The 23,367-nt window shown below is 71.2% G+C and carries 27 protein-coding genes; 9 read left to right on the forward strand and 18 right to left on the reverse strand.

Features of this window, described 5'->3' with window-relative positions; translation table 11 throughout:
• Window positions 1-78 precede the first annotated feature (78 nt).
• Complete coding sequence (locus JKV81_RS26835; protein WP_202078177.1) at window positions 79-1,023, forward strand: CAP domain-containing protein; 945 nt, start codon at window positions 79-81, stop codon at window positions 1,021-1,023.
• A 76-nt stretch (window positions 1,024-1,099) separates the two neighbouring features.
• Window positions 1,100-1,483, forward strand: a complete 384-nt coding sequence (locus JKV81_RS26840) for a VOC family protein (RefSeq protein WP_129265656.1) — start codon at window positions 1,100-1,102, stop codon at window positions 1,481-1,483.
• A 25-nt stretch (window positions 1,484-1,508) separates the two neighbouring features.
• Here the strand turns inward: JKV81_RS26840 and mutM are convergent, their stop codons facing one another.
• The 9 genes from mutM to JKV81_RS26885 all read right to left on the reverse strand — a co-directional run bounded on the left by mutM (window position 1,509) and on the right by JKV81_RS26885 (window position 10,652).
• The gene (gene mutM / locus JKV81_RS26845) at window positions 1,509-2,366 is read right to left on the reverse strand and encodes a bifunctional DNA-formamidopyrimidine glycosylase/DNA-(apurinic or apyrimidinic site) lyase (protein WP_124274889.1); all 858 of its coding nucleotides are present in this window, start codon (window positions 2,364-2,366) and stop codon (window positions 1,509-1,511) included.
• Window positions 2,367-2,473: 107 nt separating this feature from the next.
• Window positions 2,474-3,298, reverse strand: coding sequence for a ribonuclease III (gene rnc, locus JKV81_RS26850; RefSeq protein ID WP_124274888.1), 825 nt, complete (start codon window positions 3,296-3,298; stop codon window positions 2,474-2,476).
• Window positions 3,299-3,317: 19 nt separating this feature from the next.
• Window positions 3,318-3,491, reverse strand: a complete 174-nt coding sequence (rpmF, locus tag JKV81_RS26855) for a 50S ribosomal protein L32 (RefSeq protein WP_003965982.1) — start codon at window positions 3,489-3,491, stop codon at window positions 3,318-3,320.
• A gap of 2 nt (window positions 3,492-3,493) precedes the next feature.
• Window positions 3,494-4,165, reverse strand: a complete 672-nt coding sequence (locus tag JKV81_RS26860) for a YceD family protein (RefSeq protein ID WP_202078179.1) — start codon at window positions 4,163-4,165, stop codon at window positions 3,494-3,496.
• Between the two features lie 136 nt (window positions 4,166-4,301).
• Window positions 4,302-5,426 carry an ATP synthase subunit B family protein gene (locus JKV81_RS26865; protein WP_202078181.1) on the reverse strand — a complete coding sequence of 375 codons (1,125 nt, stop codon included), beginning with the start codon at window positions 5,424-5,426 and terminating at the stop codon, window positions 4,302-4,304.
• Between the two features lie 97 nt (window positions 5,427-5,523).
• Window positions 5,524-6,003: a pantetheine-phosphate adenylyltransferase gene (coaD, locus tag JKV81_RS26870; protein WP_187281890.1), complete on the reverse strand. Its 480-nt coding sequence runs from the start codon at window positions 6,001-6,003 to the stop codon at window positions 5,524-5,526.
• Window positions 6,004-6,029: 26 nt separating this feature from the next.
• Window positions 6,030-6,614, reverse strand: coding sequence for a 16S rRNA (guanine(966)-N(2))-methyltransferase RsmD (gene rsmD / locus JKV81_RS26875; RefSeq protein ID WP_124274886.1), 585 nt, complete (start codon window positions 6,612-6,614; stop codon window positions 6,030-6,032).
• 87 nt (window positions 6,615-6,701) lie between these two features.
• Window positions 6,702-8,978, reverse strand: a complete 2,277-nt coding sequence (gene recG, locus JKV81_RS26880) for an ATP-dependent DNA helicase RecG (protein ID WP_202078183.1) — start codon at window positions 8,976-8,978, stop codon at window positions 6,702-6,704.
• Window positions 8,979-9,029: 51 nt separating this feature from the next.
• A complete protein-coding gene (locus tag JKV81_RS26885) occupies window positions 9,030-10,652 on the reverse strand; it encodes a DAK2 domain-containing protein (RefSeq protein WP_129265653.1) in 1,623 nt (540 codons plus the stop codon).
• Window positions 10,653-10,908: 256 nt separating this feature from the next.
• Between JKV81_RS26885 and rpmB the strand changes: the two genes are divergently transcribed.
• Entirely contained in the window at window positions 10,909-11,094 is a 186-nt protein-coding gene (gene rpmB / locus JKV81_RS26890; RefSeq protein ID WP_026171429.1) for a 50S ribosomal protein L28, read from the forward strand.
• 87 nt (window positions 11,095-11,181) lie between these two features.
• On the opposite strand, the gene thiD is transcribed toward rpmB, so the two are convergent.
• Together thiD and JKV81_RS26900 are read right to left on the reverse strand one after the other, a co-directional pair.
• Window positions 11,182-11,991: a bifunctional hydroxymethylpyrimidine kinase/phosphomethylpyrimidine kinase gene (gene thiD, locus JKV81_RS26895; protein ID WP_129265652.1), complete on the reverse strand. Its 810-nt coding sequence runs from the start codon at window positions 11,989-11,991 to the stop codon at window positions 11,182-11,184.
• A 67-nt stretch (window positions 11,992-12,058) separates the two neighbouring features.
• Window positions 12,059-13,027, reverse strand: a complete 969-nt coding sequence (locus JKV81_RS26900) for a thiamine-phosphate kinase (protein ID WP_124274882.1) — start codon at window positions 13,025-13,027, stop codon at window positions 12,059-12,061.
• Between the two features lie 320 nt (window positions 13,028-13,347).
• On the opposite strand from JKV81_RS26900, the gene JKV81_RS26905 reads away from it, so the two are divergent.
• A complete protein-coding gene (locus tag JKV81_RS26905; RefSeq protein WP_014153840.1) occupies window positions 13,348-13,581 on the forward strand; it encodes an Lrp/AsnC ligand binding domain-containing protein in 234 nt (77 codons plus the stop codon).
• A 20-nt stretch (window positions 13,582-13,601) separates the two neighbouring features.
• A complete protein-coding gene (locus tag JKV81_RS26910; RefSeq protein ID WP_099177618.1) occupies window positions 13,602-14,096 on the forward strand; it encodes a DUF3515 domain-containing protein in 495 nt (164 codons plus the stop codon).
• Window positions 14,097-14,137: 41 nt separating this feature from the next.
• On the opposite strand, the gene JKV81_RS26915 is transcribed toward JKV81_RS26910, so the two are convergent.
• Genes JKV81_RS26915 through JKV81_RS26925 form a run of 3 tightly spaced genes read right to left on the reverse strand, consistent with a single transcriptional unit; the run spans window position 14,138 to window position 17,116 of the window.
• Window positions 14,138-15,322, reverse strand: coding sequence for a D-alanine--D-alanine ligase family protein (locus JKV81_RS26915; protein WP_129265651.1), 1,185 nt, complete (start codon window positions 15,320-15,322; stop codon window positions 14,138-14,140).
• Window positions 15,323-15,356: 34 nt separating this feature from the next.
• A complete protein-coding gene (locus JKV81_RS26920; RefSeq protein ID WP_129265650.1) occupies window positions 15,357-16,367 on the reverse strand; it encodes an NAD(P)H-dependent glycerol-3-phosphate dehydrogenase in 1,011 nt (336 codons plus the stop codon).
• The gene (locus JKV81_RS26925; RefSeq protein WP_099177621.1) at window positions 16,364-17,116 is read right to left on the reverse strand and encodes a lysophospholipid acyltransferase family protein; all 753 of its coding nucleotides are present in this window, start codon (window positions 17,114-17,116) and stop codon (window positions 16,364-16,366) included. The genes JKV81_RS26920 and JKV81_RS26925 overlap by 4 nt, the downstream gene beginning before the upstream one ends.
• Before the next feature lie 149 nt (window positions 17,117-17,265).
• Between JKV81_RS26925 and cofC the strand changes: the two genes are divergently transcribed.
• Both cofC and JKV81_RS26935 read left to right on the forward strand, forming a co-directional pair.
• Window positions 17,266-17,949 (forward strand): 2-phospho-L-lactate guanylyltransferase, encoded by a 684-nt coding sequence (gene cofC / locus JKV81_RS26930; protein ID WP_129265649.1) that lies wholly within the window; start codon window positions 17,266-17,268, stop codon window positions 17,947-17,949.
• A 10-nt stretch (window positions 17,950-17,959) separates the two neighbouring features.
• Complete coding sequence (locus tag JKV81_RS26935; RefSeq protein ID WP_129265648.1) at window positions 17,960-18,163, forward strand: hypothetical protein; 204 nt, start codon at window positions 17,960-17,962, stop codon at window positions 18,161-18,163.
• Between the two features lie 81 nt (window positions 18,164-18,244).
• On the opposite strand, the gene JKV81_RS26940 is transcribed toward JKV81_RS26935, so the two are convergent.
• The 4 genes from JKV81_RS26940 to leuC all read right to left on the reverse strand — a co-directional run bounded on the left by JKV81_RS26940 (window position 18,245) and on the right by leuC (window position 21,390).
• A complete protein-coding gene (locus JKV81_RS26940) occupies window positions 18,245-18,892 on the reverse strand; it encodes an HU family DNA-binding protein (protein ID WP_129265647.1) in 648 nt (215 codons plus the stop codon).
• Window positions 18,893-19,034: 142 nt separating this feature from the next.
• On the reverse strand, window positions 19,035-19,262 hold the full coding sequence (locus JKV81_RS26945; protein WP_031100634.1) for an SCO5555 family protein: 228 nt from the start codon (window positions 19,260-19,262) through the stop codon (window positions 19,035-19,037).
• Window positions 19,263-19,366: 104 nt separating this feature from the next.
• On the reverse strand, window positions 19,367-19,960 hold the full coding sequence (leuD, locus tag JKV81_RS26950) for a 3-isopropylmalate dehydratase small subunit (RefSeq protein ID WP_129265646.1): 594 nt from the start codon (window positions 19,958-19,960) through the stop codon (window positions 19,367-19,369).
• A gap of 5 nt (window positions 19,961-19,965) precedes the next feature.
• Window positions 19,966-21,390: a 3-isopropylmalate dehydratase large subunit gene (gene leuC / locus JKV81_RS26955; RefSeq protein WP_124274874.1), complete on the reverse strand. Its 1,425-nt coding sequence runs from the start codon at window positions 21,388-21,390 to the stop codon at window positions 19,966-19,968.
• 173 nt (window positions 21,391-21,563) lie between these two features.
• On the opposite strand from leuC, the gene ndgR reads away from it, so the two are divergent.
• Both ndgR and JKV81_RS26965 read left to right on the forward strand, forming a co-directional pair.
• On the forward strand, window positions 21,564-22,280 hold the full coding sequence (gene ndgR, locus JKV81_RS26960) for an IclR family transcriptional regulator NdgR (protein WP_033303994.1): 717 nt from the start codon (window positions 21,564-21,566) through the stop codon (window positions 22,278-22,280).
• Between the two features lie 329 nt (window positions 22,281-22,609).
• A complete protein-coding gene (locus JKV81_RS26965; protein WP_202078185.1) occupies window positions 22,610-23,251 on the forward strand; it encodes a MerR family transcriptional regulator in 642 nt (213 codons plus the stop codon).
• Window positions 23,252-23,367: the final 116 nt, after the last annotated feature.

Raw genomic sequence — 23,367 nt, forward strand, 5'->3', positions numbered from 1 at the left:
TAGCCTCACCCGAACGGGTGAGTTTGATCTTTACGGTGACGTCGGAACGACGCCCGGAGCACGAGGAAGGCACAGCGCATGGGACGGCATCGACGCGCAGGCGCGGCCCCCGCCGCTGAGCAGCACGCGGCCACCGCGGAGGACGCGCGCCGGGGTGCGCGCCGTAAGAAGCGAGCCGGTGTGCCCGTACGCGCCGGGCTCCTCGGCGTCTCCGCGGCCGTGGCCGTCGGAGCCGTGGCCGTGGCCTCGGGGCTGCTGCCCGGTGGCGACAGCTACAGCGTCAGCGGTGGCGGGGCCGCCGACCAGGTCCACGCGGGCGGCGCTCCCGACCTGCTGACCCAGGGCGATTCCTCGGCCGAGCCGACCAGCCGTACGTCGGCCTCCGCATCGGCCGAGGCCGACCGGGGTTCCGGCCGTTCCGCCGCCCCCTCGAAGTCGCCCTCCGCCACCCCGAGCGCGAAGCCGAGCAAGAAGCCGTCGGCCACCGCCTCGAAGCCCGCCACGAAGACGCCGGAGCGGACGAAGGCCCCCGCTGCGGAGCCGAGGAAGAGCACCTCGTCCAGCCCGGCCGCCAAGGCCCCGGCCACTCCCGAGTCCTCCTCCGCCACCCCGAGCCGCAAGCCCACCGCCTCGACGAGCCCGTCCGCCGGCACCGCGCAGGCCGCCGTGCTCTCCCTGGTCAACCAGGAGCGCGCGAAGGTCGGCTGCAGCCCGGTGACCACGAGCGCCTCACTGACCGCGCTCGCCCAGAACTTCAGCGAGGACATGGCGGCCCGCGACTTCTTCGGCCACACCGACCCGGACGGGGCGACCCCCTGGGACCGCGCCGCCGCCGCCGGTGTGCAGGGCCTGGGCGGCGAGAACATAGCCCGGGGCCAGGCCGACGCGCAGGCCGTCATGGACGCCTGGATGAACAGCGAGGGTCACCGCGCGAACATTCTCAACTGCGACTACAAGACGCTCGGCGTGGGCGTCCACCTCGGCTCCGGCGGCCCCTGGTGGACCCAGGACTTCGGCTTCTGAGAAGCCCCGGCCGGCCGCGACTCCGGCTTCTGGGAAGTCCCGGGCCGGCCACGTGGGTCTCCGTACACTGACGGGCATGGCATGCCGTATCAGTGAACTGGTCCTCGACGTCGCCGACCCCGAGCGGCTCGCGGCGTTCTGGAGCGAGGTCCTCGGCTACGTGGAGATCGGCCGGGAGGACGACGGGAGCATCGAGATCGGGCCGCCCGGCACCGGGTTCGGCGGTCCGCAGCCCACCCTCGTGCTCAGCCCGAGCAGCGACCCGCGCGCCGGGAAGCTCCCCCTGCACATCGACGTCAACGCCACCGACCGTGACCAGGACGCCGAGCTGGAGCGGCTGCTCGCCCTCGGGGCCAGGCCCGCCGACGTCGGTCAGACCGGCACCGAGAGCTGGCACGTCCTGGCCGACCCGGAGGGCAACGAGTTCTGCCTCCTGCGCCGCCGGCTCCAGCCCCTCTGACCGCTCCGGGAGCGTCCGGCGCGCGTCAGGAGACCCGTGGCGGGCGCTGGCAGCGCGGGCAGAAATAGCTGGAGCGGTTCATCCACGGCCGCCGCCGCATCGGCGTACCGCAGCGGCGGCAGGGTTCGTCCTCGCGACCGTAGGCGTCCAGCGACCGGTCGAAGTAGCCGGACTCCCCGTTCACATTGACGTACAGGCTGTCGAAGCTGGTGCCGCCCTGGTCGAGGGCCTCCCGCATCACGTCCCGGACATGGCCGAGCAGCTCGGCCGTCCTCGGGCGCGTGAGGGTCGCGGTCGGCCGCTCGTAGTGCAGCTTGCTGCGCCAGAGCGCCTCGTCGGCGTAGATGTTGCCCACGCCGCTGATCAGGGACTGGTCGAGCAGGGCCCGCTTCACCGTCGTACGGCGCAGGCGCAGCGCCAGGTGGAAGGCGGTGTCGTCGAAGGCCGGGTCCAGGGGGTCGCGCGCGATGTGGGCGATGACGTCGGGCAGGCCGTCGGGGGTGTTCCCGTGGAGCGAGAGCCCGCCGAAGGTCCGCTGGTCGACGAAGCGCAGCTCGGTACCGAGGGCGTCGTCGAAGCGGATCCGGATGCGCAGGTGCTTCTCGTCGACGGCCTCCTCGGGCTGCACGAGGAGCTGGCCGCTCATGCCGAGGTGGCCCAGGAGCGAGGACTCCGCCTCGTCGAGGGGCACCCAGAGGTACTTGCCGCGGCGCATCGCCGTGCCGAAGCGCAGTCCGCGGAGCCGGGCCGCGAAGTCGCCGCCGCCCGAGAGGTGCCGCCGGACCGCACGCGGATGCAGGACCTCGACGTCCTCGACGGTCCGGCCCGCCGTCCAGCGCTCCAGTCCCCGCCGCACGACTTCGACCTCGGGCAGTTCGGGCACGGCGGGCGCTCCTTCGGGGGATGACGGGAAGGGAAGTGACGGTCGGGGTGGTGAGGAGACAGCGAAACCCCCCGATGCCCGAGGGCACCGAGGGGTTTCCCCTTCGTTCAGGCCGGAGCTGCGTCCGAGTGCGGCGACGGGTCGGCAGGGGTGTCGGCGACCCCTCCGTCGACAGCGGCCTTGGCCGCCGCCTCCCGCGCTTCCGCGGCGGCGCTGATCTCGCGCCAGGCGGACTCCGCCGCCTGCTGCTCCGCTTCCTTCTTGCTACGGCCGGTGCCGGTGCCGTACGAGACACCACCGACGCGAGCAGCAGCAGTAAAGGTCTTCTCGTGATCGGGGCCGGTCTCCGTGACGAGGTACTCGGGGACTCCGAGGCTCTCGCTCGCGGTGAGCTCCTGGAGACTGGTCTTCCAGTCCAGGCCGGCTCCGAGGTTGGAGGACCTGTCGATCAGCGGGTCGAAGAGCCGGTGAACCAGCTCCGAGGCCGCGCCGAGGCCCTGGTCGAGATAGACGGCGCCGATCACCGCTTCAAGGGTGTCGGCGAGGATGGAAGCCTTGTCCCGGCCACCCGTGCCCTCTTCACCACGGCCGAGCCGGATGAAGGAGCCGAGTTCGAGGCCGCGGCCCACTTCCGCAAGCGCCCGCGAGTTGACCACCGCGGCCCGCAACTTGGCCAGCTGGCCTTCGGGCAGGTCGGGGTGGGTGCGGTACAGCGTGTCCGTGACCACCAGGCCGAGCACGGAGTCCCCGAGGAACTCCAGCCGCTCGTTGGTGGGCAGACCGCCGTTCTCGTACGCGTACGAACGGTGGGTCAGCGCACGCACCAGAAGGGCGGACTCGAGGTGATACCCGAGCCGCCCTTCCAGAAGCGTGTGGGACGAGGCTGTGTTGATGTTGTCTGTCTGCTTCTTGGAGCTGGACAACTCAGACATCGGGCCTCTCACCAGCCGCTCAGACCTCGAGGACCTGGCGCTTGTTGTAGGTGCCGCAGCTCGGGCACGCAATGTGCTGGAGCTTCGGCTCCTGGCAACGCTCGCACGAAACCAGGGTGGGGACCGCAGCCTTCCACTGCGACCGGCGGTGGCGCGTGTTGCTGCGCGACATCTTCCGCTTCGGAACAGCCACGGCTACTTCTCCTGCTTCTCGTCGACGCCCGGTTCGGCGCCGCCCATGTTGTCCTTCTCGCCGTCCTGAACGGTCTCGGCGAGTCCTTGCAGTGCCGCCCAACGGATGTCGACGGCATCGTGGTGGTGGTCAGGATTCTCGTCCAGCCTGATTCCGCATTCGGAACACAGACCGGCACAGGTCTCCTTGCACACCGGCTGCAGCGGCAGTGCGAGCACCACCGCGTCACGCAGCACAGGCTCGAGATCGAACGAGTCGTCCTCGAGAAAGAACCTGTCCTCGTCGTCCTCGGCGTCGTCGACCGGGTCCGCGGTCCTGCTGCGGTTCCGGTCATCGGCGTCAGGGTACGAGAACATCTCCTGGAAGTCCGCTGCGACCTCGATGGCCAGCGGCTCCAGACACCTTACGCACTCCCCCTCGGCCGTCGCACGGGCGGTGCCTGTGACGAGCACCCCTTCCATGACGGATTCGAGGCGGAGGTCCAGCGCCACGGGCGCCTTCTCCGGCACACCGATGACCCCGTCGATACCGAGGTTCGGGGAGCCGGGTGCCTCCACCGTGCGGGTCAGCCGCTTCATGGCACCAGGACGCCGGCCCAGCTCGCGCGTATCGAACACGAGAGGGCTGCGGTGATCGAGGTGGCCGTTCAGGGCTTTTCCTGCTTTCGAAATCATGTGCGTGGTGCGGCTTCGGGTGGGCCACCCCTGTCCTGACGGAAAGAGGGCAGCCGGGATCGCGGACATACACGCGACCGAAGAGCCAGGATACTGGACGTACCGCCCAGCTCCCAATCCGGTCGCCCCGCTCCGGTCAGCGGCCCTGTTCGTAGCGGCGCAGCTGTTCCAGGTCGATCATGCTGGTGTCGAAGAGGCTGGTCTCGTCCAGCGCGCTCTCGCCCTGCTGAGCGGGGATCTGGCCCTGCTGCGGCCAGTACTCCTGCTGCTGCTGGTTCGGGTCGTACGCCTGCTGCTGGTAGGCGCCGTACGCGTCGGGCTGCTGCTGGTAGGCGGCGTAGGGGTCGGCCTGGAGCTGCTGCTGCGAGTCCTGGTAGCCGTAGGTCTGCGCGTACTGCGGCTCGGGCTGCCCCTGTACGGGGAAACCCGTCTGCGCGGGGTCCTGGTAGTCGGCGACCGGCGCGTAGTCCGGCTGCGCGGGCTCCGCGTACGAGGGCTGCTGCGGGCTGTGGTGCGGAGCGGGGGTGGCGAGCTCGGCCAGGCCGGCCCAGTGGTCCTCGTCGCTGGTGTGCTGCCCGCCGCCCGCGGCGTCCTGGGCGGCCATGTGCGCGCCGAGCTCGTCGGTGGCGACCCGGCCGTGCAGCTTCTGGCGGCCCCGGCCGACAGCCTCCAGGGTCTTGGCGAGCACGGCCTCGAAGGCGCCGAGCTTGGTGTCCACGTAGTCGTCGGCACGCCGGCGGAGCGTCTCGGGGTCGGCGCTGCGCTCGGGCGCCTCGGCGAAGTCGGGGTCCTCGTAACCCTGCTCGTCGAGGCCCTCGCTGCGGCCCAGGAGCTTCTCGCGGCCCCGGTCGACGGAGCCGATGGTCTTGGTGAGGACGACCTCGAAGTTGGCGAGCTTGCTGTCGACGTACTCGTCGGCCTCGCCGCGGACCTCGTCGGCCTCCCGGCGGGCCTCGGACAGGATCCGGTCCGCCTCGGCCTGGGACCGCTGGGCGATCTCGGTGCCGGAGATCAGCGAACCGCGCTCCGCGCGGGCGGACTCGATGATCCGCTCGGCCTCCTGCCGGGCCTGCTCGACGAGCTGCTCGCGGCCGCCGATGAGCTCCTCGGCGTGGGCCAGCGAGCCGGGCAGGGCCTCGCGGACCTCCTCCAGCATCGCGAGCAGTTCGGCCCGGTTGACCACGCAGGACGCCGACATGGGCATGGACCGGGCGTTCCCGACCGTTTCGACGATCTCGTCGAGCTTCTTCTGCACGTCCACCGTGTGCTCGCCACTCTCTGCTGCTGTTGGAGACGGACGGGACGACTGTAAGGCCAGTCGCCTCCCGTCCGACACCTGGTGACGGACAGTCAGCGGTTCACTTCTGGCCGAGTCGTTCCACGAGGGCCTCGTGGACCGTCGGCGGCAGCAGGTGCGCCACGTCGCCGCCCCAGGTGGCGACCTCCTTGACCAGGGAGGACGACAAGAAGCTGTAGGTCGGGTTCGTCGGCACGAAGAGCGTCTCGACCCCCGAGAGGCCGTTGTTCATCTGGGCCATCTGCAGCTCGTAGTCGAAGTCGCTGACGGCCCGCAGGCCCTTCACGATCGCCGGGATGTCGCGCTGCTTGCAGAAGTCGACCAGCAGGCCGTGGAAGGACTCGACCTGGACGTTGCCGAAGTCGGCCGTCACCTCGCGGATCAGGTCGATCCGCTCGTCCACCGTGAACAGCCCCTTCTTGGACTGGTTGATCATCACGGCGACGTGCACGACGTCGTACAGCTTCGAGGCTCGACCGATGATGTCGAGATGTCCGTTGGTGATGGGGTCGAACGACCCCGGACAGACGGCGCGGCGCAACGTGGTTCCCTCGCTCTCCGGTGCGGTCATCGTGCGTCTTCGCACGTAGAGGCGGCGCGACCGTACCAAAACGTGGCTTCGCCGTAGCGACGGGCCCGCTGAGGCTCGAATCCGTCGGGCCAGTTGAATTGCCCGCCCCTGGTGCTCCGTTCCACCGTGACGAGAGCGTCGCCCGTGAGCCACCCCTGAGCACGGAGTGTGAGCAGGATCTCCCGAAGATCGTCATCGGTGACGGCGTACGGCGGGTCGAGGAAGACCACGTCGTACGGATCGGAGGGTGCCGGTCCCGTCACGATCTGTTCCGCTTTGCCCGCGCGGAATTCGGCGCCGGGCAGGCCGAGGGTGCGGATGTTGTCGCGGACGGTGCGCGCGGCCTTGGCGTCGGCCTCCACGAGCAGCGCGTGGGCGGCTCCGCGCGAGAGCGCCTCCAGGCCGACGGCGCCGGAGCCCGCGTAGAGGTCGGCGACGCGGATGCCGTCGAGCGTGCCCAGGAGCGCCGCCCAGGTGGAGAACAGCCCCTCGCGCGCACGGTCGGAGGTGGGGCGGGTGCCGGTGCCGGGCGGGACGGCCAGGCGGCGTCCGCCGGCCACGCCTGCGATCACGCGGGTCATGGGTGTCGTTCCTCGGGTCGCGGGAGGCACACAGGACGGGACGTGTGCCGTGCTCCCACGATATGGCGTCGCCGGGGATCCGCCTGATCACCCCTTGTCGAGGTACTCCTCCCTGTCCTTGTCGAGCAGGGCGTCCAGCGCGGTGCGCAGCTCGGGCAGGCGCTCCAGCTCGGGGTCGTCGGCGACGACGCGTACGGCCTCCTCGCGGGCCGCGGCGATGACCTCCTCGTCGTCGATCACGCTGAGCACCCGCAGGGAGGAGCGGACCCCGGACTGGGCCTGGCCGAGGACGTCGCCCTCGCGCCGCTGTTCCAGGTCGATGCGGGAGAGCTCGAAGCCGTCGAGGGTGGCGGCGACCGCGGAGAGCCTGGCCCGGGCGGGGCTCGCCTCGTGGGCCTCGCTGACCAGCAGGCAGAGACCGGGGGCGCTGCCGCGGCCGACGCGGCCCCTGAGCTGGTGCAGCTGGGACACCCCGAAGCGGTCCGCGTCCATGATCACCATCGCGGTGGCGTTGGGGACGTTGACCCCGACCTCGATGACGGTGGTGGCGACCAGGACATCGGCCTCGCCGGCGGCGAACCGCCGCATGACGTCGTCCTTGTCGTCGGGCTGCATCCTGCCGTGGAGCACCTCGACGCGCAGACCGGAGAGAGGGCCCTTGGCGAGCTGGTCGGCGATGTCGAGCACGGCGAGCGGCGGCCGCTTCTCGGCGTCGTCCTCGGGGGCGGCCTTCTTCTTCCCCTTCCCCTTCTTCGCGGCCTCCTCGGCGTCGTCGCCGATGCGGGGGCAGACGACGTAGGCCTGGTGGCCGTTCTCCACCTCCTCGCGGACGCGCTCCCAGGCGCGGGTGAGGAAGTGGGGCTTGTCCTTGGCGGGGACGACATGGCTGGCGATCGGTGAGCGGCCGGCGGGGAGCTGGTCGAGGACGGAGGTCTCCAGGTCGCCGAAGACGGTCATCGCGACCGTACGGGGAATGGGGGTGGCCGTCATGACCAGGAGGTGCGGCGGCTGCTTCCCCTTGGAACGCAGCGCGTCGCGCTGTTCCACGCCGAAGCGGTGCTGCTCGTCGACGACGACCAGGCCGAGGTCGTGGAACTGGACCTTGTCCTCGATCAGCGCGTGGGTGCCGATGACGATCCCGGCCTCGCCCGTGACGAGGTCGAGCAGGGCCTGTCGGCGGGCCGCCGTGCCCATGGAGCCGGTGAGCAGGACGACCTTGGTGCCGAGATCGGAGCCCCCGGGCATTCCCGCCCGTCGCCCGCCACCACCCTCCTGAAGAGGCGCTTCGCGCCAGAGCCCCCAGTTCTCGGCCAGCTCGCCCATCATCTCGGTGATGGAGCGGTGGTGTTGCTGGGCGAGCACCTCGGTGGGGGCGAGCATCGCGGCCTGGCCGCCCGCGTCGACGACGGTGAGCATCGCGCGCAGGGCCACCATCGTCTTTCCCGACCCCACCTCGCCCTGCAGCAGCCGGTGCATCGGGTGTTCGGTCGCCAGATCGCCGAAGATCTCCCCGGTGACCTTCTGCTGGCCTTCGGTGAGGGTGAAGGGCAGCTTGGCGTCGAAGGCGTCGAGCAGGCCGCCGGGGACGGATCTGCGGGCCACCGCGGGGAGCTGGGTGTCGGCGTAACGGCGGCGGGCGAGTGCGACCTGGAGCACGAAGGCCTCGTCCCAGCGCAGCCGGTCCCGCGCGGCGGCGATGTCCGCCTTGGTCTGCGGGCGGTGGATCCGGAGCAGCGCCTCCGGCAGCGGGACGAATCCGCGCCCCTCGCGCAGCGCCTCGGGCAGCGGGTCCACCGCGTCCTGCGCGCTGGGCAGGACGGTGTCGACGGCCTTGGCGATCCGCCAGGAGTCGAGCTGCTTGCAGGCCGGGTAGATCGGCAGCAGCTGCCCGGCGAACGCGTCGACGGCCTCGGTCACCTCCGCCGGGTCGTCGGTGTCCTTCGCGTCGAGGAGCTGGTACGTGGGGTGCGCCAGCTGCATCTTGCGGTTGAAGACGGAGACCTTGCCCGCGAACATCGCCCGCCGGCCCGGCAGGAGCTCCTTGTGGGGCTTGTGGACGCCGTGGCCGAAGAAGACCAGCTGGAGCCGGCCGCTGCCGTCGGTGAGGGTGACCTCCAGCCGCTTGCCCCGGCCGTTGTTGAACATCATGATCCGCGCGTCGGCGACCTGGGCGACGACCGTCACATGCTCGTCGAGCGGAAGCTCGGTGAGCGCCGTGAGGCGGCCCCGCTCCTCGTAGCGCCGCGGGTAGTGGTGCAGCAGATCACCGACCGTGTGCAGGTCGAGGTGTTCGGCCATCACCTTCGCGGTGGCTCCGCCGAGCAGCTTCTTGAGGGGTTCATCGAAAGCGGACACGCGGTCCATTGCACACCACGCCACTGACAGATGTCTCCGAGCGCCGCCCCGCCCGACGTGTCACTCGACGCCGATGAGCAGAGGCGCCGCCTGGTGGCCGCCCCGGTAGACGACCGTGTCGACGGCGAGGTAGCCCTCCCGGACGTGGGCGCTCAGCTCGTCGGCCAGGGTGTCGGGCACGTCCTCCCCCAGGACCAGCGTGACCAGTTCCCCGCCGGCCGACAGCATCCGGTCCAGGACCGTGCGGGCCGTTCCGGGGACGTCCTCGCCGATGACGGCGACGTCCCCGTCGATCAGGCCCAGGATGTCGCCGGCCTGGCAGATGCCCGCCATGGTCCACGACTGCCGTTCGGCGACGGCCAGTTCGGCGTACCGGGTGGCGCCCGCCGCCGAGGTCATCGCGACGACGTCCTCGTCGAAGCTGCGGCCGGGCTCGTGGACGGCGAGGGCGGCGATGCCCTGGACGGCGGCGCGGGTGGGGACCAGGGCGACGCGGATGCCCTCGCCCCTGGCCTGTTCGGCGGCCGCGGCGGCGGTGTGGCGCAGCTGCGCGTCGTTCGGCAGCAGGACCACCTCGCGGGCGTGCGCGCGGCGGATGGCATCGACCAGTTCGCCGCTGGCGGGCGGCTCGCCGGGGCGGGCGAGCACGGTGGTGGCCCCGGCCTCGGCGCACAGCCCGGAGAGCCCGTCGCCGGGTACGACCACGACGACCGCGCGCTGGACGGGTTCCCGGTGGGCCGAGCCCCGGTCGGCCGCGAAGTGGGTGATCCGGATCCGGTAGGGGCGGCCGGCCTCCACCCCCGCTTCGACGGCCGCTCCGGCGTCGTCGACATGGACGTGGACGTTCCACAGGCCGTCGCCTCCGACCACCACGAGGGAGTCCCCCAGGGCGTCCAGCCGGCTCCGCAGCTTGGCGACCGCCTCGTCGCGGGCCTCCAGCAGATAGATGACCTCGAAGGCGGGGCCGTTGCCCTCGCCCGCGTCCGCGCAGTCACCGGTCAGCGGCAGGACGTCGGGGGCGGGCCGTACGGCGCGCTCCTGGGGGCGCCCTCCGACGGCTTCCAGCAGCGCGCCGAGGACGGCCACCAGGCCCTGCCCGCCCGCGTCGACGACGCCCGCGCGGCCGAGAACCTCCAGCTGGCCGGGGGTGGCGGCCAGCGCGGCACGAGCTCCCTCGTACGCCGCCGAGGCCACGTCCGTGAGGCCGGCGCTCCGGTCCGTGGCCCCGGCCGCCTCGGCGGCGGCGGTGGCGACGGTGAGCACGGTGCCCTCGACGGGATGGGCGACGGCCAGCCGTGCCGCCGCGGCGGCCTCCGTCAGCGCGGTCCGCAGGTGACGGGCGTCACCCGACGCGGAGAGCACCGCGGCCATGCCGCGCAGCAGTTGGGCCAGGATGGTCCCGGAGTTGCCCCGGGCACCGATCAGCGCGCCGTGGGCCATGGCCCGCACGGCATCGGCGGGAGCGGGCGCGGTGGAGCCGGTCTCATGGGCGGCGAAGACCGCTTCGACGGCCGCGGCGGCCGACTCGACGGTGAGGTACAGGTTGGTGCCGGTGTCCCCGTCGGCCACGGGATAGACGTTGATGGCGTCGATGGCCGCCCGTTCCCGGCCGAGGGCCTCCAGGGCCAGGGAGCACCAGGTGCGCACCGCGACGGCGTCGATTTCGTCGGGTGACTGCGGCACCGTTGGTCCTCCTTGGGACGGCCGTGGGGGGCTGGCTGCACCGCAGGGTAGCCGTCGCGCACGGGCCCGTCGGGCGCAGGTGCGGGACGGAGTGCCCTGGGAGCCGTGGTAGTTTCGTATCTCCGACGCAGCCGTTGTATGCTGCTTCGGTTGCCCGACGAAAGTCGGGCCATTCCTCCGGTACCGCCACTTCAGTAAAATGATTCCGGCGCGCCGGAATTCACTGTAAGTGCATCTGAAGTCTTTGGAGTGACCCGTGGCTGCCAACTGCGACGTTTGCGGCAAGGGGCCGAGCTTCGGCAACAACATTTCGCACTCGCACCGCCGTACGTCCCGTCGCTGGAATCCCAACATCCAGCGCGTGCGTGCCGTGGTCGGTCGGACGCCGAAGCGGCTCAACGTCTGCACCTCGTGCATCAAGGCCGGCAAGGTCGCGCGCTGACGTCCCCGTCGTAGCGCAGCCTTCCGGTTGCCCAAAAAGCCGGTCCACCTCGGTGGACCGGCTTTTTGCTGTGCTCCGGGCCGGGCGTCAGCGCTCGCCGCGAGTCTGCCAGCCGTGGTCGACGGGGCCGATCCCGCCGCCCAGCGCGAAGCCGGCACGGATCGCGCCGGTGACGTACTCCTTCGCGCCCCGTACGGCGGCCGGGACGTCCTGGCCGCGGGCGAGGCCGCAGGCGATGGCGGAGGCGAGGGTGCAGCCGGTGCCGTGGGTGTGCCGGTTGTCCAGCCTGGGGGCGCGCAGCCAGTGCTCCTCGTCGCCGTCCGTGAGCAGGTCCACGGCCTCGCCGGGCAGGTGGCCGCCCTTGATGACCACCCAGCGCGGTCCGTGGGCGAGGAGCTCGGCGGCGGCCCGGCGCATCCCCGCCTCGTCGGTGACGGTGAGGCCGGTGAGCTGGGCCACCTCGTCGAGGTTCGGGGTGGCGACCGTGGCGACGGGCAGCAGCTTCGTGCGTACGGAGTCGAGGGCTTCGGCGGCCAGCAGCGGGTCCCCGTGCTTGGAGACCCCCACGGGATCGACGACGACGGGCGCTCCGGTCTCCGCGAGGAGTTCCGCGACGGTGTCGACGAGCACGGCCGAGGACAGCATGCCGGTCTTCACCGCCTGGACGCCGATGTCGTCGACGACGCTGCGGTACTGGGCGCGTACGGCGTCCGCCGGCAGCTCCCAGGCGCCCTGGACGCCCAGCGAGTTCTGGGCGGTCACCGCGGTCAGCACGCTCATCCCGTGGGTGCCGAGGGCCAGCATCGTCTTGAGGTCGGCCTGGATGCCCGCACCGCCGCCGGAGTCGGATCCGGCGACGGTGAGGACACGGGGCGGTATCGGGGCAGGTGCGGTCATGCCCCGGAATCTACTAGGGCGTGCGTGCCGGACGCCGCCGGGCAGGCGGAGACTTCCCCGGCACGCCCTAAGCGTCCTCTATGGATCCGAAATGGTCCCAGCCGCCCTTGCTCGTCCAGGGCGCCCCGTCGACGGTGACCTGGGGCAGCGCGGAGGGGTTGAGGACCTCCCCGATGACCTTCCAGCGCGCGGGGAGCTTCACGTCGGCCGGGAACGTGGCCACGATCGCGTGGTCCTCTCCCCCGGTGAGCACCCACTGCAGCGGGTCGACGCCGACGGCCTGCCCGATGTCGGACATCTGGGAGGGGATGTCGATGAGCCCGGACCGCAGGTCGATCCGGACCTTGCTGGCCTCGGCGATGTGCCCCAGGTCGGCGACGAGTCCGTCGCTGACGTCGGTCATGGCCGTGGCGCCGAGACCGGCCGCCGCGGGGCCCGCGTGGTACGGCGGCTCGGGGCGCCGGTGCGCCTCGACGAAGGCGCGCGGCGAGCGGAATCCGCGGGAGAGCACGGCGAATCCGGCCGCGGACCAGCCGAGCCACCCGGTGACGGCGACGACGTCGCCGGGCCGGGCGCCGGCCCGGGTGACGGGCTCGTGGTTGCGGAGGTCGCCGAGCGCGGTGATCGCGACGGTGATGGTGTCGCCGCCGACGACGTCGCCGCCGACCACGGCCGCGCCGGCGACCTGGCACTCGTCACGCAGCCCGTCCATCAGCTCCGCGGCCCAGGTGACCGGCAGATCGGCCGGTACGACGAGGCCGAGCAGCAGCGCCGTGGGCACGGCGCCCATGGCGGCGATGTCGGCGAGGTTCTGGGCGGCGGCCTTGCGGCCGACGTCGTACGCCGTCGACCAGTCGCGGCGGAAGTGCCGCCCTTCCAGCAGGATGTCCGTACTGGCCACGACCCTGCGGTCGGGAGCGGCCACGACCGCGGCGTCGTCGCCGGGTCCCAGCCGTACCGCCGGAGTGGTGGTGAGCCGGGACGTGAGCTCTCTGATGAGCCCGAACTCCCCCAACTCGCCCACGGTTCCCTTCACCGAGTCTCACCTCTCATCTATCGCACCGGACACCTGTCCGGGCTGCTTCAGCGGCCGGAGGTCCGGACCGTGGGCGGACGGCCCACGGGAGCCGGTGGCCCCGGTGCGTACGGGCGTCACTGTCGCCCGTACGCACCGGTGGGCTTGCGGTCGCGAGCCCCAACTGCTGTCGGTACCGTCAAGAGATACGTCAACTTCTGTGGTGCGTACGCCACGCTGTGGGCGTCAACCGGCCCGTAGGTCTCCCCGCGGCCCCGGGCGACGCGATAACGTGGCGTCCCTTTCCCCCACATGATCCTCGTGGCCGCCCTGGAGGTTCCGTGGTACAGGCGTACATCCTTATCCAGACCGAGGTGGGCAAGGCGTCGATCGTCGCCGAGACCATCGCCAAGCTTCCGGGAGTGATCCAGGCAGAGGACGTCACAGGCCCCTACGACGTGGTCGTGCGCGCGCAGGCCGACACGGTCGACGCGCTCGGCCGCATGGTGGTCGCCAAGGTCCAGCAGGTGGACGGCATCACGCGAACCCTGACCTGCCCGGTCGTCCACCTCTGACCCCTGTCTACGCTGGTCCGGTGACTCACATCCGCCGCCGGTCCCCCCGTTCCCGTGTTCTCGCTCCGTCCGCCGCCCTGTGTGTCCTGGCCGTGGCGGGCTGTTCCACCGGTGGTGACCGGCCCTCGGTGGCGGTTCCCACGCCGTCGTCGGAGGCCGCCGGATACTGCGAGGAACTGCACAGGGAGCTGCCGGAGACCGTCGACGACCTGGAACGGAGTGACCCCTCGCCGGAATCGGACCTGACCGCCGGCTGGGGGGACGGGGCGATCGTACTGCGCTGCGGTGTCCCCCGGCCCGCGAGGATGGATGATTCCCAGGCGAAGGGGGTCGACGCGGACGGCGTCAACTGGCTGCTGGAGCAGTCCGATGACGACGACAGCGGCCCCCGGTTCACGACCACCTACCGCAAGGCGTACGTCGAGGTGACGCTCGGGACGGAGTACGCCCATGACATCACTCCGCTGTCCGCGTTCGCCGCACCGGTGAAGAAGACGGTCCCCGACAGCCTCTGAGGTCCGTCCCCGCGCGGGGACGGACCTCAGGGCTTCGGGGCTCAGCGCAGGCCGGTGGAGCGGTTCAGCGCGGCCGTGATCAGCCGGTCCACGAGCTCCGGGTACTCCACACCGCTCGCCTGCCACATGCGGGGGAACATGGAGATCGGGGTGAAGCCCGGCATGGTGTTGATCTCGTTGATGACGAACGAGCCGTCCTCCGTGAGGAAGAAGTCGGCGCGCACGAGCCCCTCGCAGGAGGCCGCCTCGAAGGCGTCGACGGCGAGCCGGCGCACCTCGGCGGTCTGCTCCTCGGTGAGCGGCGCGGGCACCAGACCGGCCGCCGAGTCGATGTACTTGGCCTCGAAGTCGTAGAAGTCGTGCGCGGTGACCGGCGGGATCTCGGCCGGGACGCTCGCGCGCGGTCCGTCCTCGAACTCCAGCACGCCGCACTCGATCTCCCGGCCGCGCAGCAGGGACTCCACGAGGAACTTCGGGTCGTGGCGGCGCGCCTCCTCGATCGCCTCGTCGAGGCCGGAGGGGTCGTCGACCTTGGTGATGCCCATGGAGGAGCCGCCGCGGGCGGGCTTCACGAAGAGCGGCCAGCCGTGTTCGGCGGCGAACTCCATGATGCGCTTGCGGGCGGCAGGGCGGTCCGACTCCCACTCCCGGGGGCGGACGACCTCGTACGGGCCGACGGGCAGCCTGAAGGAGGTGAACACCCGCTTCATGTACTCCTTGTCCTGGCCGACGGCCGAGGACAGGACACCGGCGCCGACGTAGGGGACGCCGGAGAGCTCCAGGAGCCCCTGGAGCGTGCCGTCCTCGCCGTAGGGGCCGTGCAGCATGGGGAAGACGACGTCGACCTCCCCCAGGACCGTGGGCACCGAACCGGGTTCGCTGACGACGACGTCCCGGTTGCCGGGGTCGACGGAGAGCGTCACGGCGCCCCGCGCGGAGTCGGCCAGCTGGTCCACGTCGGGGACCTGCCGGTCCGTGATGGCCATGCGGGCCGGGTCGTCGGACGTGAGGGCCCAACGTCCGTCCCTGGTGATGCCGATCGGCAGGACGTCGTACTTCGTCCGGTCGATGGCGCTCATGATGGCACCGGCCGTGACGACCGAGATGCCGTGTTCGGAGCTACGGCCGCCGAACACGACGGCCACGCGCGGCTTGCGGCCCGGATCGGAGCTCTGCTCGGAGCTCAGCGGGCTCTCAGGGCTCTGGGGGAGGTTCTGGCTGCTCATATCGCGACGAGCGTACCTGCTGGTAGGGCTCGAGTCAGCGTCGCTCGGGCTTGGCGCTGCGCGACATCAGCTCCTTCAGGGCGACCACCGGCGGCTTGCCCTCGTGGACGATGCCGACGACCGTCTCGGTGATCGGCATGTCGACCCCGTGCCTGCGCGCCAGATCGAGCACGGATTCGCAGGACTTGACGCCCTCGGCGGTCTGGCTCGTGACGGCGACGGTCTCCTGGAGCGTCATCCCCCGTCCGAGGTTGGTGCCGAAGGTGTGGTTGCGCGAGAGCGGCGAGGAGCACGTCGCCACCAGGTCGCCGAGTCCGGCCAGACCGGAGAAGGTGAGCGGGTCGGCTCCCATGGCGAGTCCCAGCCGGGTCGTCTCGGCGAGGCCGCGGGTGATGAGGGAGCCCTTGGCGTTGTCACCGAGGCCCATGCCGTCGGCGATGCCCACGGCGAGGCCGATGACGTTCTTCACGGCGCCGCCGAGCTCGCAGCCGACCACGTCGGTGTTGGTGTACGGCCGGAAGTACGGGGTGTGGCAGGCGGTCTGGAGGCGCCGGGCGACGTCCTCGTCCGAGCAGGCGACGACGGCCGCGGCGGGGCGGCGTTCGGCGATCTCCTTGGCGAGGTTGGGGCCGGTGACGACGGCGATCCGGTCCTGGCCGACCTCGGTGACGTCCTCGATGACCTCGCTCATCCGCTTGGCGGTGCCGAGTTCGACGCCCTTCATCATGGAGACGAGCACCGTGCCGGGCTCCAGATGGCGCGCCCAGTCGGCGAGGTTGGCGCGCAGGGTCTGCGAGGGCACCACGAGGACGGCGAAGTCGGCGCCGCGCAGCGCCTCGGCGGGGTCGGTCGTGGCCCGCACCGAGGCGGGCAGCTCGACGCCCGGCAGGTACTCCGGGTTGGTACGGGTGGTGTTGACGGCCTCGGCGACCTCGGCGCGGCGGCCCCAGAGGGTGACGTCGCAGCCGGCGTCGGCGAGGATCATGCCGAAGGCCGTACCCCATGAGCCGGTTCCGAAGACGGCCGCCTTCGCGGGGTGCGTCACGTGGTTCCCTTTCCCTCTGCCTTGCGCCGCTGTTCAGCACGGGCCTTGCGGTGATCGTAGAGCTCGGCGGGTGCCTTCTCGCCGCGTACGTCCTCGAGCTGGGCGGTGATCGCGGCCATGATGGTCTCGGTCGCCTGGCGCAGCACGTCCGGCGTCGGTTCGAGGCCGTAGTAACGGGAGAGGTCGACCGGCGGTCCGGCCTGCACCCGCAGCGTCTTGCGGGGGAACAGCTGGAGCTTGTTCTCCTTGGCGTACGGCGGCATCGCGAGGTTGGCGCCCCACTGGGCGACGGGGATGACCGGGGCCTTGGTCATCAGCGCGACCCGGGCGGCGCCGGTCTTGCCGGCCATCGGCCACATGTCGGGGTCGCGGGTGAGCGTGCCCTCCGGGTAGAAGGCGACGCACTCGCCCCGCTCGATGGCGGAGACGGCGGCACGGAAGGCGTCGAGCGCGTTGGTCGTCTCGCGGTAGACGGGGATCTGTCCGGTGCCGCGCAGGATCATTCCGACGAAAGGCGTCCTGAAGAGCCCGGCCTTCGCGAGGAGTCGCGGCACACGACCGGTGTTGTACTGGAAGTGCCCGTACGACAGCGGGTCCAGATACGAGTTGTGATTGACCGCGGTGATGAATCCGCCGTCGGCCGGAATGTGTTCCATTCCCCGCCAGTCCCGCTTGAACAGAACCACCAGGGGCGGTTTCGCGATCACCGCCGCCAGGCGGTACCAGAAGCCGATTCTGCGGCGGGACACTCGGACGCCTTCCTCTAGGAACTGAGCTGCGCGGGGCTCCGGGCGGTGCTGCCCCGTCCCGGGTCCCCTGCTGTGTGGAGAACACCGTACGCCTCACCCGTGGGGGCGGACCTCCGGGTTGTCGTACCGGCAGGCGAGAATAAGGGCTGATGCGTACGGAGGGGGAGATCGCCACGAACACCGACCCGACCGGTCCCTGGTCCCTGGTCGTCCCGCTGAAACCTCTCGCACGGGCCAAGAGCAGGCTCGGCCGGGCGGTGGGCGGGGATCTGCGTCCGCGGCTGGCCCTGGCGTTCGCCCAGGACACCGTGTCGGCCGCGCTGTCCTGCCCGGCGGTGCGGGATGTGGTGGTCGTCACGGACGACCCGGTGGCCGGGGCGGCGCTGGCCGCGCTCGGCGCGCGGGCGGTGGCCGATACCCCGGCGGCCGGGCTCGACGCGGCGATGGAGCACGGCGCCCGGTCGGTGCGCGCGCGGCGCGGGGGCGCGGCGGTGGCCGTGCTCAACGCGGATCTGCCCGCGCTGCGTCCGGACGAATTGGCGCGGGTGCTCGAATTCTCGTCGGCATTTCCCCGCGCATTTGTCGCCGATGCCCAGGGAATCGGCACCACATTTCTTTCCGCGGGGCCGGGTGTGGAATTGCGGCCGGCCTTCGGCGGCGCGTCACGGGCGCGGCATCTGGCGTCGGGCGCGGTGGAGGTCCCGCTGGCGGGCGTCGATTCGGTCCGCAGGGACGTGGACACGGGCGAGGACCTGGGGGCCGCGCTGGCGCTGGGGGTGGGGCGGTTCACCGCGGCGCTGGCGGCCCCGGTGGCGCCCGCCGCGGACCGATAGGCTGCCGCTCATGCAGGCGACCTCGTTCACGTACGACTCCGAGACCCGCACCGGCAGCGTGCTCCTCGACGACGGCACCCCGGTGGACTTCGACGCCGCCGCGTTCGACGCGGGCGGGCTGCGGCTGCTGCGGCCGGGGCAGCGGGTGCGGATCGAGACCGAGGGCGAGGGCGGCTCGCTGCGGATCACCCTCGTGACGCTGCAGACGCTCTGAACGGCTCCTGAACAGCCCGCGGGCCGGGCTCCCCGAGGGGAGCCCGGCCCGGCGCGTATGAGGAACGAGCGGTGCCCGGTCTCACTTCTTGCGTGCGGTGACCTTCTTGGCTGTCGTCTTGCGTGCCGTGGTCTTCTTCGCGGGCGCCTTCTTCGCCGTGGTCTTCTTGGCGGGCGCCGTCTTGGCCGCGACGGTCTTCTTGGTGGCCGTCGTCTTCTTCGCCGGGGCCGTCTTCTTCGCCGCTGTGGTCTTCTTCGCCGCCGCGGTGGTCTTCTTGGCGGTGGTCTTCTTGGCCGGGGCCGTCTTCTTCGCCGCCGCCGTGGTCTTGCGGGCCGTGGCCTTCTTGGCGGTGGCCTTCTTCGCGGCCGCCTTCGCCGTCGTGCGGGTGGAAGAACCGCCCGAGAGGCTGCCCTTGGGGGCCTTCTTCACGGCCACGTCGTTCTTGGGGAGCTTCTTCGAGCCGCTCACCAGGTCCTTGAAGCCCTGTCCCGCGCGGAAGCGGGGCACGGAGGTCTTCTTGACCCGCACGCGCTCACCCGTCTGCGGGTTGCGGGCGTACCGGGCGGGGCGGTCGACCTTCTCGAACGAGCCGAAGCCGGTGACCGAGACACGGTCCCCCGCGACGACCGCGCGGACGATCGCGTCGAGTACCACGTCGACGGCGTCTGCGGCCTGCTGACGGCCGCCGACCTTGTCGGCAATCGCTTCTACGAGCTGCGCCTTGTTCACGTCTTCCCCTTCGGAGACATTGCCGGAACGAAACTGTTCAGGCTTTTTCGCACGTTAGGCAGATATATACCGCAAATCAAACACGAAACGGGCTAATCACCCTAGTGCCGCAACGAAGTCGACCGCTGCGCTGTCCGCAGAGTCAGTCACCTTCGGGGAATCGGCCCTCATCGAGGTCCTTCATCAACCGGTCCAGACGCCTTGCCGCGCCTGGGAGATCGTGCTTAGCCGCGGCCGTGACGACCAGCAGCTTCCGGGACAGCGCCATCCTTACGCCCTCCGGGACTTGCAGTGCGCGCACCTTTGCGTGCGCTTCTTTCAATCGGTCGGCGACTTGGCCATAGAGCTCGAGTTGGCTGTCGCGTTCCATGCACCGATTGTGCCATCTGGGGCGAGTTGTCGCCCGAGGGGGTCTCAACAAGCGACTGCGCCCCCTGCCTTGCGGCAAGGGGCGCAGTTCGGGAAAAGCGCTGCTCAGGCGTCAATTGTGCGCGGCTTGTGAGACGGCCTGGCCGCCTCGTAAGTCACAATGTCCGCTTCGTTCTGAAGAGTGAGACTGATGTCGTCCAGCCCGTTCAGCAGGCGCCAGCGGGCGTTCTCGTCGAGCTCGAAGTCGGCCGTGATCCCCTCGCTGAGGACCTGCCGCTTCTCCAGGTCGACGGTCACCTCGGCCGTCGGGTCGGCCTCGGTCACCTCCCAGATCCTGTCGACGACCTTCTGGTCCAGGACGACGGTCAACAGACCGTTCTTCAGGGAGTTGCCACGGAAGATGTCGGCGAAGCGCGAGGAGATGACGGCCTTGAAGCCGTAGTTCTGCAGGGCCCAGACCGCGTGCTCACGCGAGGAGCCCGTGCCGAAGTCGGGTCCGGCCACCAGGACCGAGGCGCCCTTGCGCTCGGGGCGGTTGAGGACGAAGTTCTCGTCCTTGCGCCAGGCCTCGAAGAGCCCGTCCTCGAAGCCGTCGCGGGTGACCTTCTTCAGCCAGTGCGCGGGGATGATCTGGTCGGTGTCGACGTTGCTGCGGCGCAGCGGGACGGCCCGGCCGGTGTGTGTGGTGAATGCTTCCATGGCTCTCAGACTCCGGCGGGCGTACGGACGTCGGACAGATCGGCCGGCGAGGCCAGATGGCCCAGCACGGCGGTGGCGGCGGCGACCTGCGGGGAGACCAGGTGGGTGCGGCCGCCCTTGCCCTGCCTGCCCTCGAAGTTCCGGTTGGAGGTGGACGCGGAGCGCTCACCGGGGGCCAGCTGGTCGGGGTTCATGCCGAGGCACATCGAGCAGCCGGCGTGCCGCCATTCGGCTCCCGCGGCGGTGAAGACCTTGTCCAGGCCCTCCTCGACGGCCTGGAGGGCCACCCGGACGGAGCCCGGGACGACCAGCATCCGTACGCCGTCGGCCACTTTGCGGCCGTCGAGGATCGAGGCGGCGTTGCGCAGGTCCTCGATGCGTCCGTTGGTGCAGGAACCTACGAACACCGTGTCCACGTTGATCTCGCGCAGCGGCTGTCCGGCGGTCAACCCCATGTACTCCAGGGCCTTTTCGGCGGCGTGGCGCTCCGAGGCGTCCTCGTACGAAGCGGGGTCGGGGACGTTGGCCGACAGGGGCGCGCCCTGGCCGGGGTTGGTGCCCCAGGTGACGAACGGCGCGAGCTCGCTGCCGTCGATGAACACCTCGGCGTCGAAGACCGCGTCGTCGTCGGTGCGCAGCGTCTTCCAGTACTCCACCGCCGTGTCCCACTCCTCGCCCTGGGGGGCGTGGTCGCGTCCCCGCAGGTAGGCGAAGGTGGTCTCGTCGGGGGCGATCATGCCCGCGCGTGCGCCGGCCTCGATCGACATGTTGCAGATGGTCATCCGGGCTTCCATCGAGAGCTTCTCGATGGCGGAGCCGCGGTATTCGAGGATGTACCCCTGGCCGCCGCCGGTGCCGATCCGGGCGATGATCGCCAGGATGAGATCCTTGGCGGTGACGCTGTCGGGGAGTTCGCCCTCGACCGTGATCGCCATGGTCCTGGGGCGGGCCAGCGGCAGCGTCTGGGTGGCCAGGACGTGCTCGACCTGGCTGGTGCCGATGCCGAAGGCCAGCGCGCCGAAGGCACCGTGGGTGGAGGTGTGCGAGTCGCCGCAGACGACCGTGGTACCGGGCTGGGTCAGGCCGAGCTGCGGGCCGACGACGTGCACGACGCCCTGCTCGACATCTCCCAGCGGGTGCAGCCGGACGCCGAACTCCGCGCAGTTCTTGCGCAGGGTCTCCAGCTGGGCGCGGGAGACCGGGTCGGCGATCGGCTTGTCGATGTCGAGGGTCGGGGTGTTGTGGTCCTCGGTGGCGATGGTGAGGTCGAGGCGCCGCACCGGACGGCCGGCCTGGCGCAGGCCGTCGAACGCCTGCGGGCTGGTCACCTCGTGCAGCAGGTGCAGATCGATGAAGAGGAGGTCGGGCTCGCCATCGGCGCGCCGGACGACGTGGTCGTCCCAGACCTTCTCCGCGAGTGTCCTACCCATCGCTTTCCCTCCGGCCGGCGTCTTCGCCGGCCCAACTAGAGATTCGGGTGCCGCCGTCCGGACCCCCGAGCGGGGCGGTGGCTGCGGGCCGTTGTAAGGCCGCACGTACAGGTTCGCAACTTCCGGGGAAAATTGAACTTGCGTTTCACAGAGTGAGACGCGAGTATCGTCGTATGGACAACTCTAGCGGCGTCGGCGTTCTCGACAAGGCAGCTCTGGTATTGAGCGCCCTGGAGTCCGGTCCGGCCACCCTCGCCGGGCTGGTCGCAGCGACAGGGCTCGCACGGCCCACGGCCCACAGACTGGCCGTGGCACTCGAACACCACCGCATGGTGGCAAGGGACATGCAGGGCCGTTTCATTCTCGGCCCCCGGCTCGCGGAGCTCGCGGCGGCGGCCGGCGAGGACCGCCTCCTGGCGACGGCCGGACCCGTACTCACGCATCTGCGCGACATCACCGGCGAGAGCGCGCAGCTCTACCGCCGGCAGGGCGACATGCGGATCTGCGTGGCGGCGGCGGAACGGCTGTCCGGACTGCGGGACACCGTGCCGGTCGGCTCCACCCTCACCATGAAGGCGGGTTCCTCGGCGCAGATCCTGATGGCCTGGGAGGAGCCGGAGCGTCTGCACCGGGGCCTGCAGGGGGCCCGTTTCACGGCGACGGCACTCTCGGGCGTACGGCGGCGGGGCTGGGCCCAGTCGATCGGCGAGCGCGAGCCGGGCGTGGCCTCGGTCTCGGCCCCGGTGCGCGGGCCGTCGAACCGGGTGGTCGCGGCGGTCTCCGTCTCCGGCCCGATCGAGCGGCTCACCCGCCACCCCGGCCGGATGCACGCGCAGGCCATCATCGACTCGGCAGCACGGCTGAGCGAGGCCCTGCGCCGCACGGGCTGACCCCCGTGCGGTTACGGACCGAGCCCTGGGCCGCGCGAGCCGGCCCGCCCTCTCCCTCCCCTCCCTCCCCCGAGGCCGCCCCAGCGCCGTGGCGGCCCCACTTCTTCCGGTGACAGCACCCGGAAGACTCCGGTGACAGCTCCCGGAACGTTCCGGTGTCACTCCCCGGACGCGCGTAGGCGGAGCGTTCCGCCACCCCCTGCGCCCCCTCTTCTCTTCTCCACCGGCAGCACACCTGTCGCCTTCGTCGCCTCGTCGCAGAGCCTGGCCCCCCAGGGGTGGGACAGTGACCTCACGCCACGGAACGGCGCGAGGGAAAGGTGCGGAGGATGCGGCTGTCGGAACTGAGTGAGCGCAGCGGTGTCCCCCTCGCCACCGTCAAGTACTACCTGCGCGAACGGCTGCTCCCCGCCGGCACCCGGATCAGCGCGACGCAGGCCGACTACGACGAGGACCATCTGCGCCGGCTCCGCCTGGTGCGGGCCCTGCTCCAGGTCGGGCGTCTCCCGGTGGCGACGGCGCGGGAGGTGCTGGCGCACATCGACGACGAGTCGCTGGGCCGGACGATCCGGCTGGGCGCCGCTCTGTGGGCACTGCCCCACGGGCCCGAGCCCGACGAGGACGCGCCGGAGACCGCCACCGCACGCGCCGAAGTCGCCCGGCTGCTCTCGGAACTTGGCTGGACGACGGCTCTGGAGCTCGGCGAACTCTCCCCCGTGCACCGCTCGCTGGTCGCCTCCCTGGCCACGCTCATCCGCCTCGGCTACCCCTGCGATGTGACGTACCTCGCCCAACAGGCCCGTCTCATGCGGGAGGTGGCGGTGCAGGACCTGGACGCGCTGGAGCGGTTCCCCACGGAGGCCGAGCGGGTGGAGGCCGCCGTGGCGTCGGCCGTGCTGTACGAGCCGCTGCTGGCGTCGCTGCGCCGGCTGGCCCAGGCGGAGGAGTCGGCGCAGCGGTACGGGCTCTGAGGGCCGCGCACCGGAGAAGGGCCGAACACGCGAAAGGCCCTCCACCGAGGTGAAGGGCCTTTTCGTACTGCTCTGTTGTACCCCCGACCGGATTCGAACCGGCGCTACTGCCGTGA

The sequence above is a fragment of the Streptomyces silvae genome, assembly GCF_016745505.1.
GTDB classification, from domain to species: Bacteria; Actinomycetota; Actinomycetes; order Streptomycetales; family Streptomycetaceae; genus Streptomyces; species Streptomyces silvae.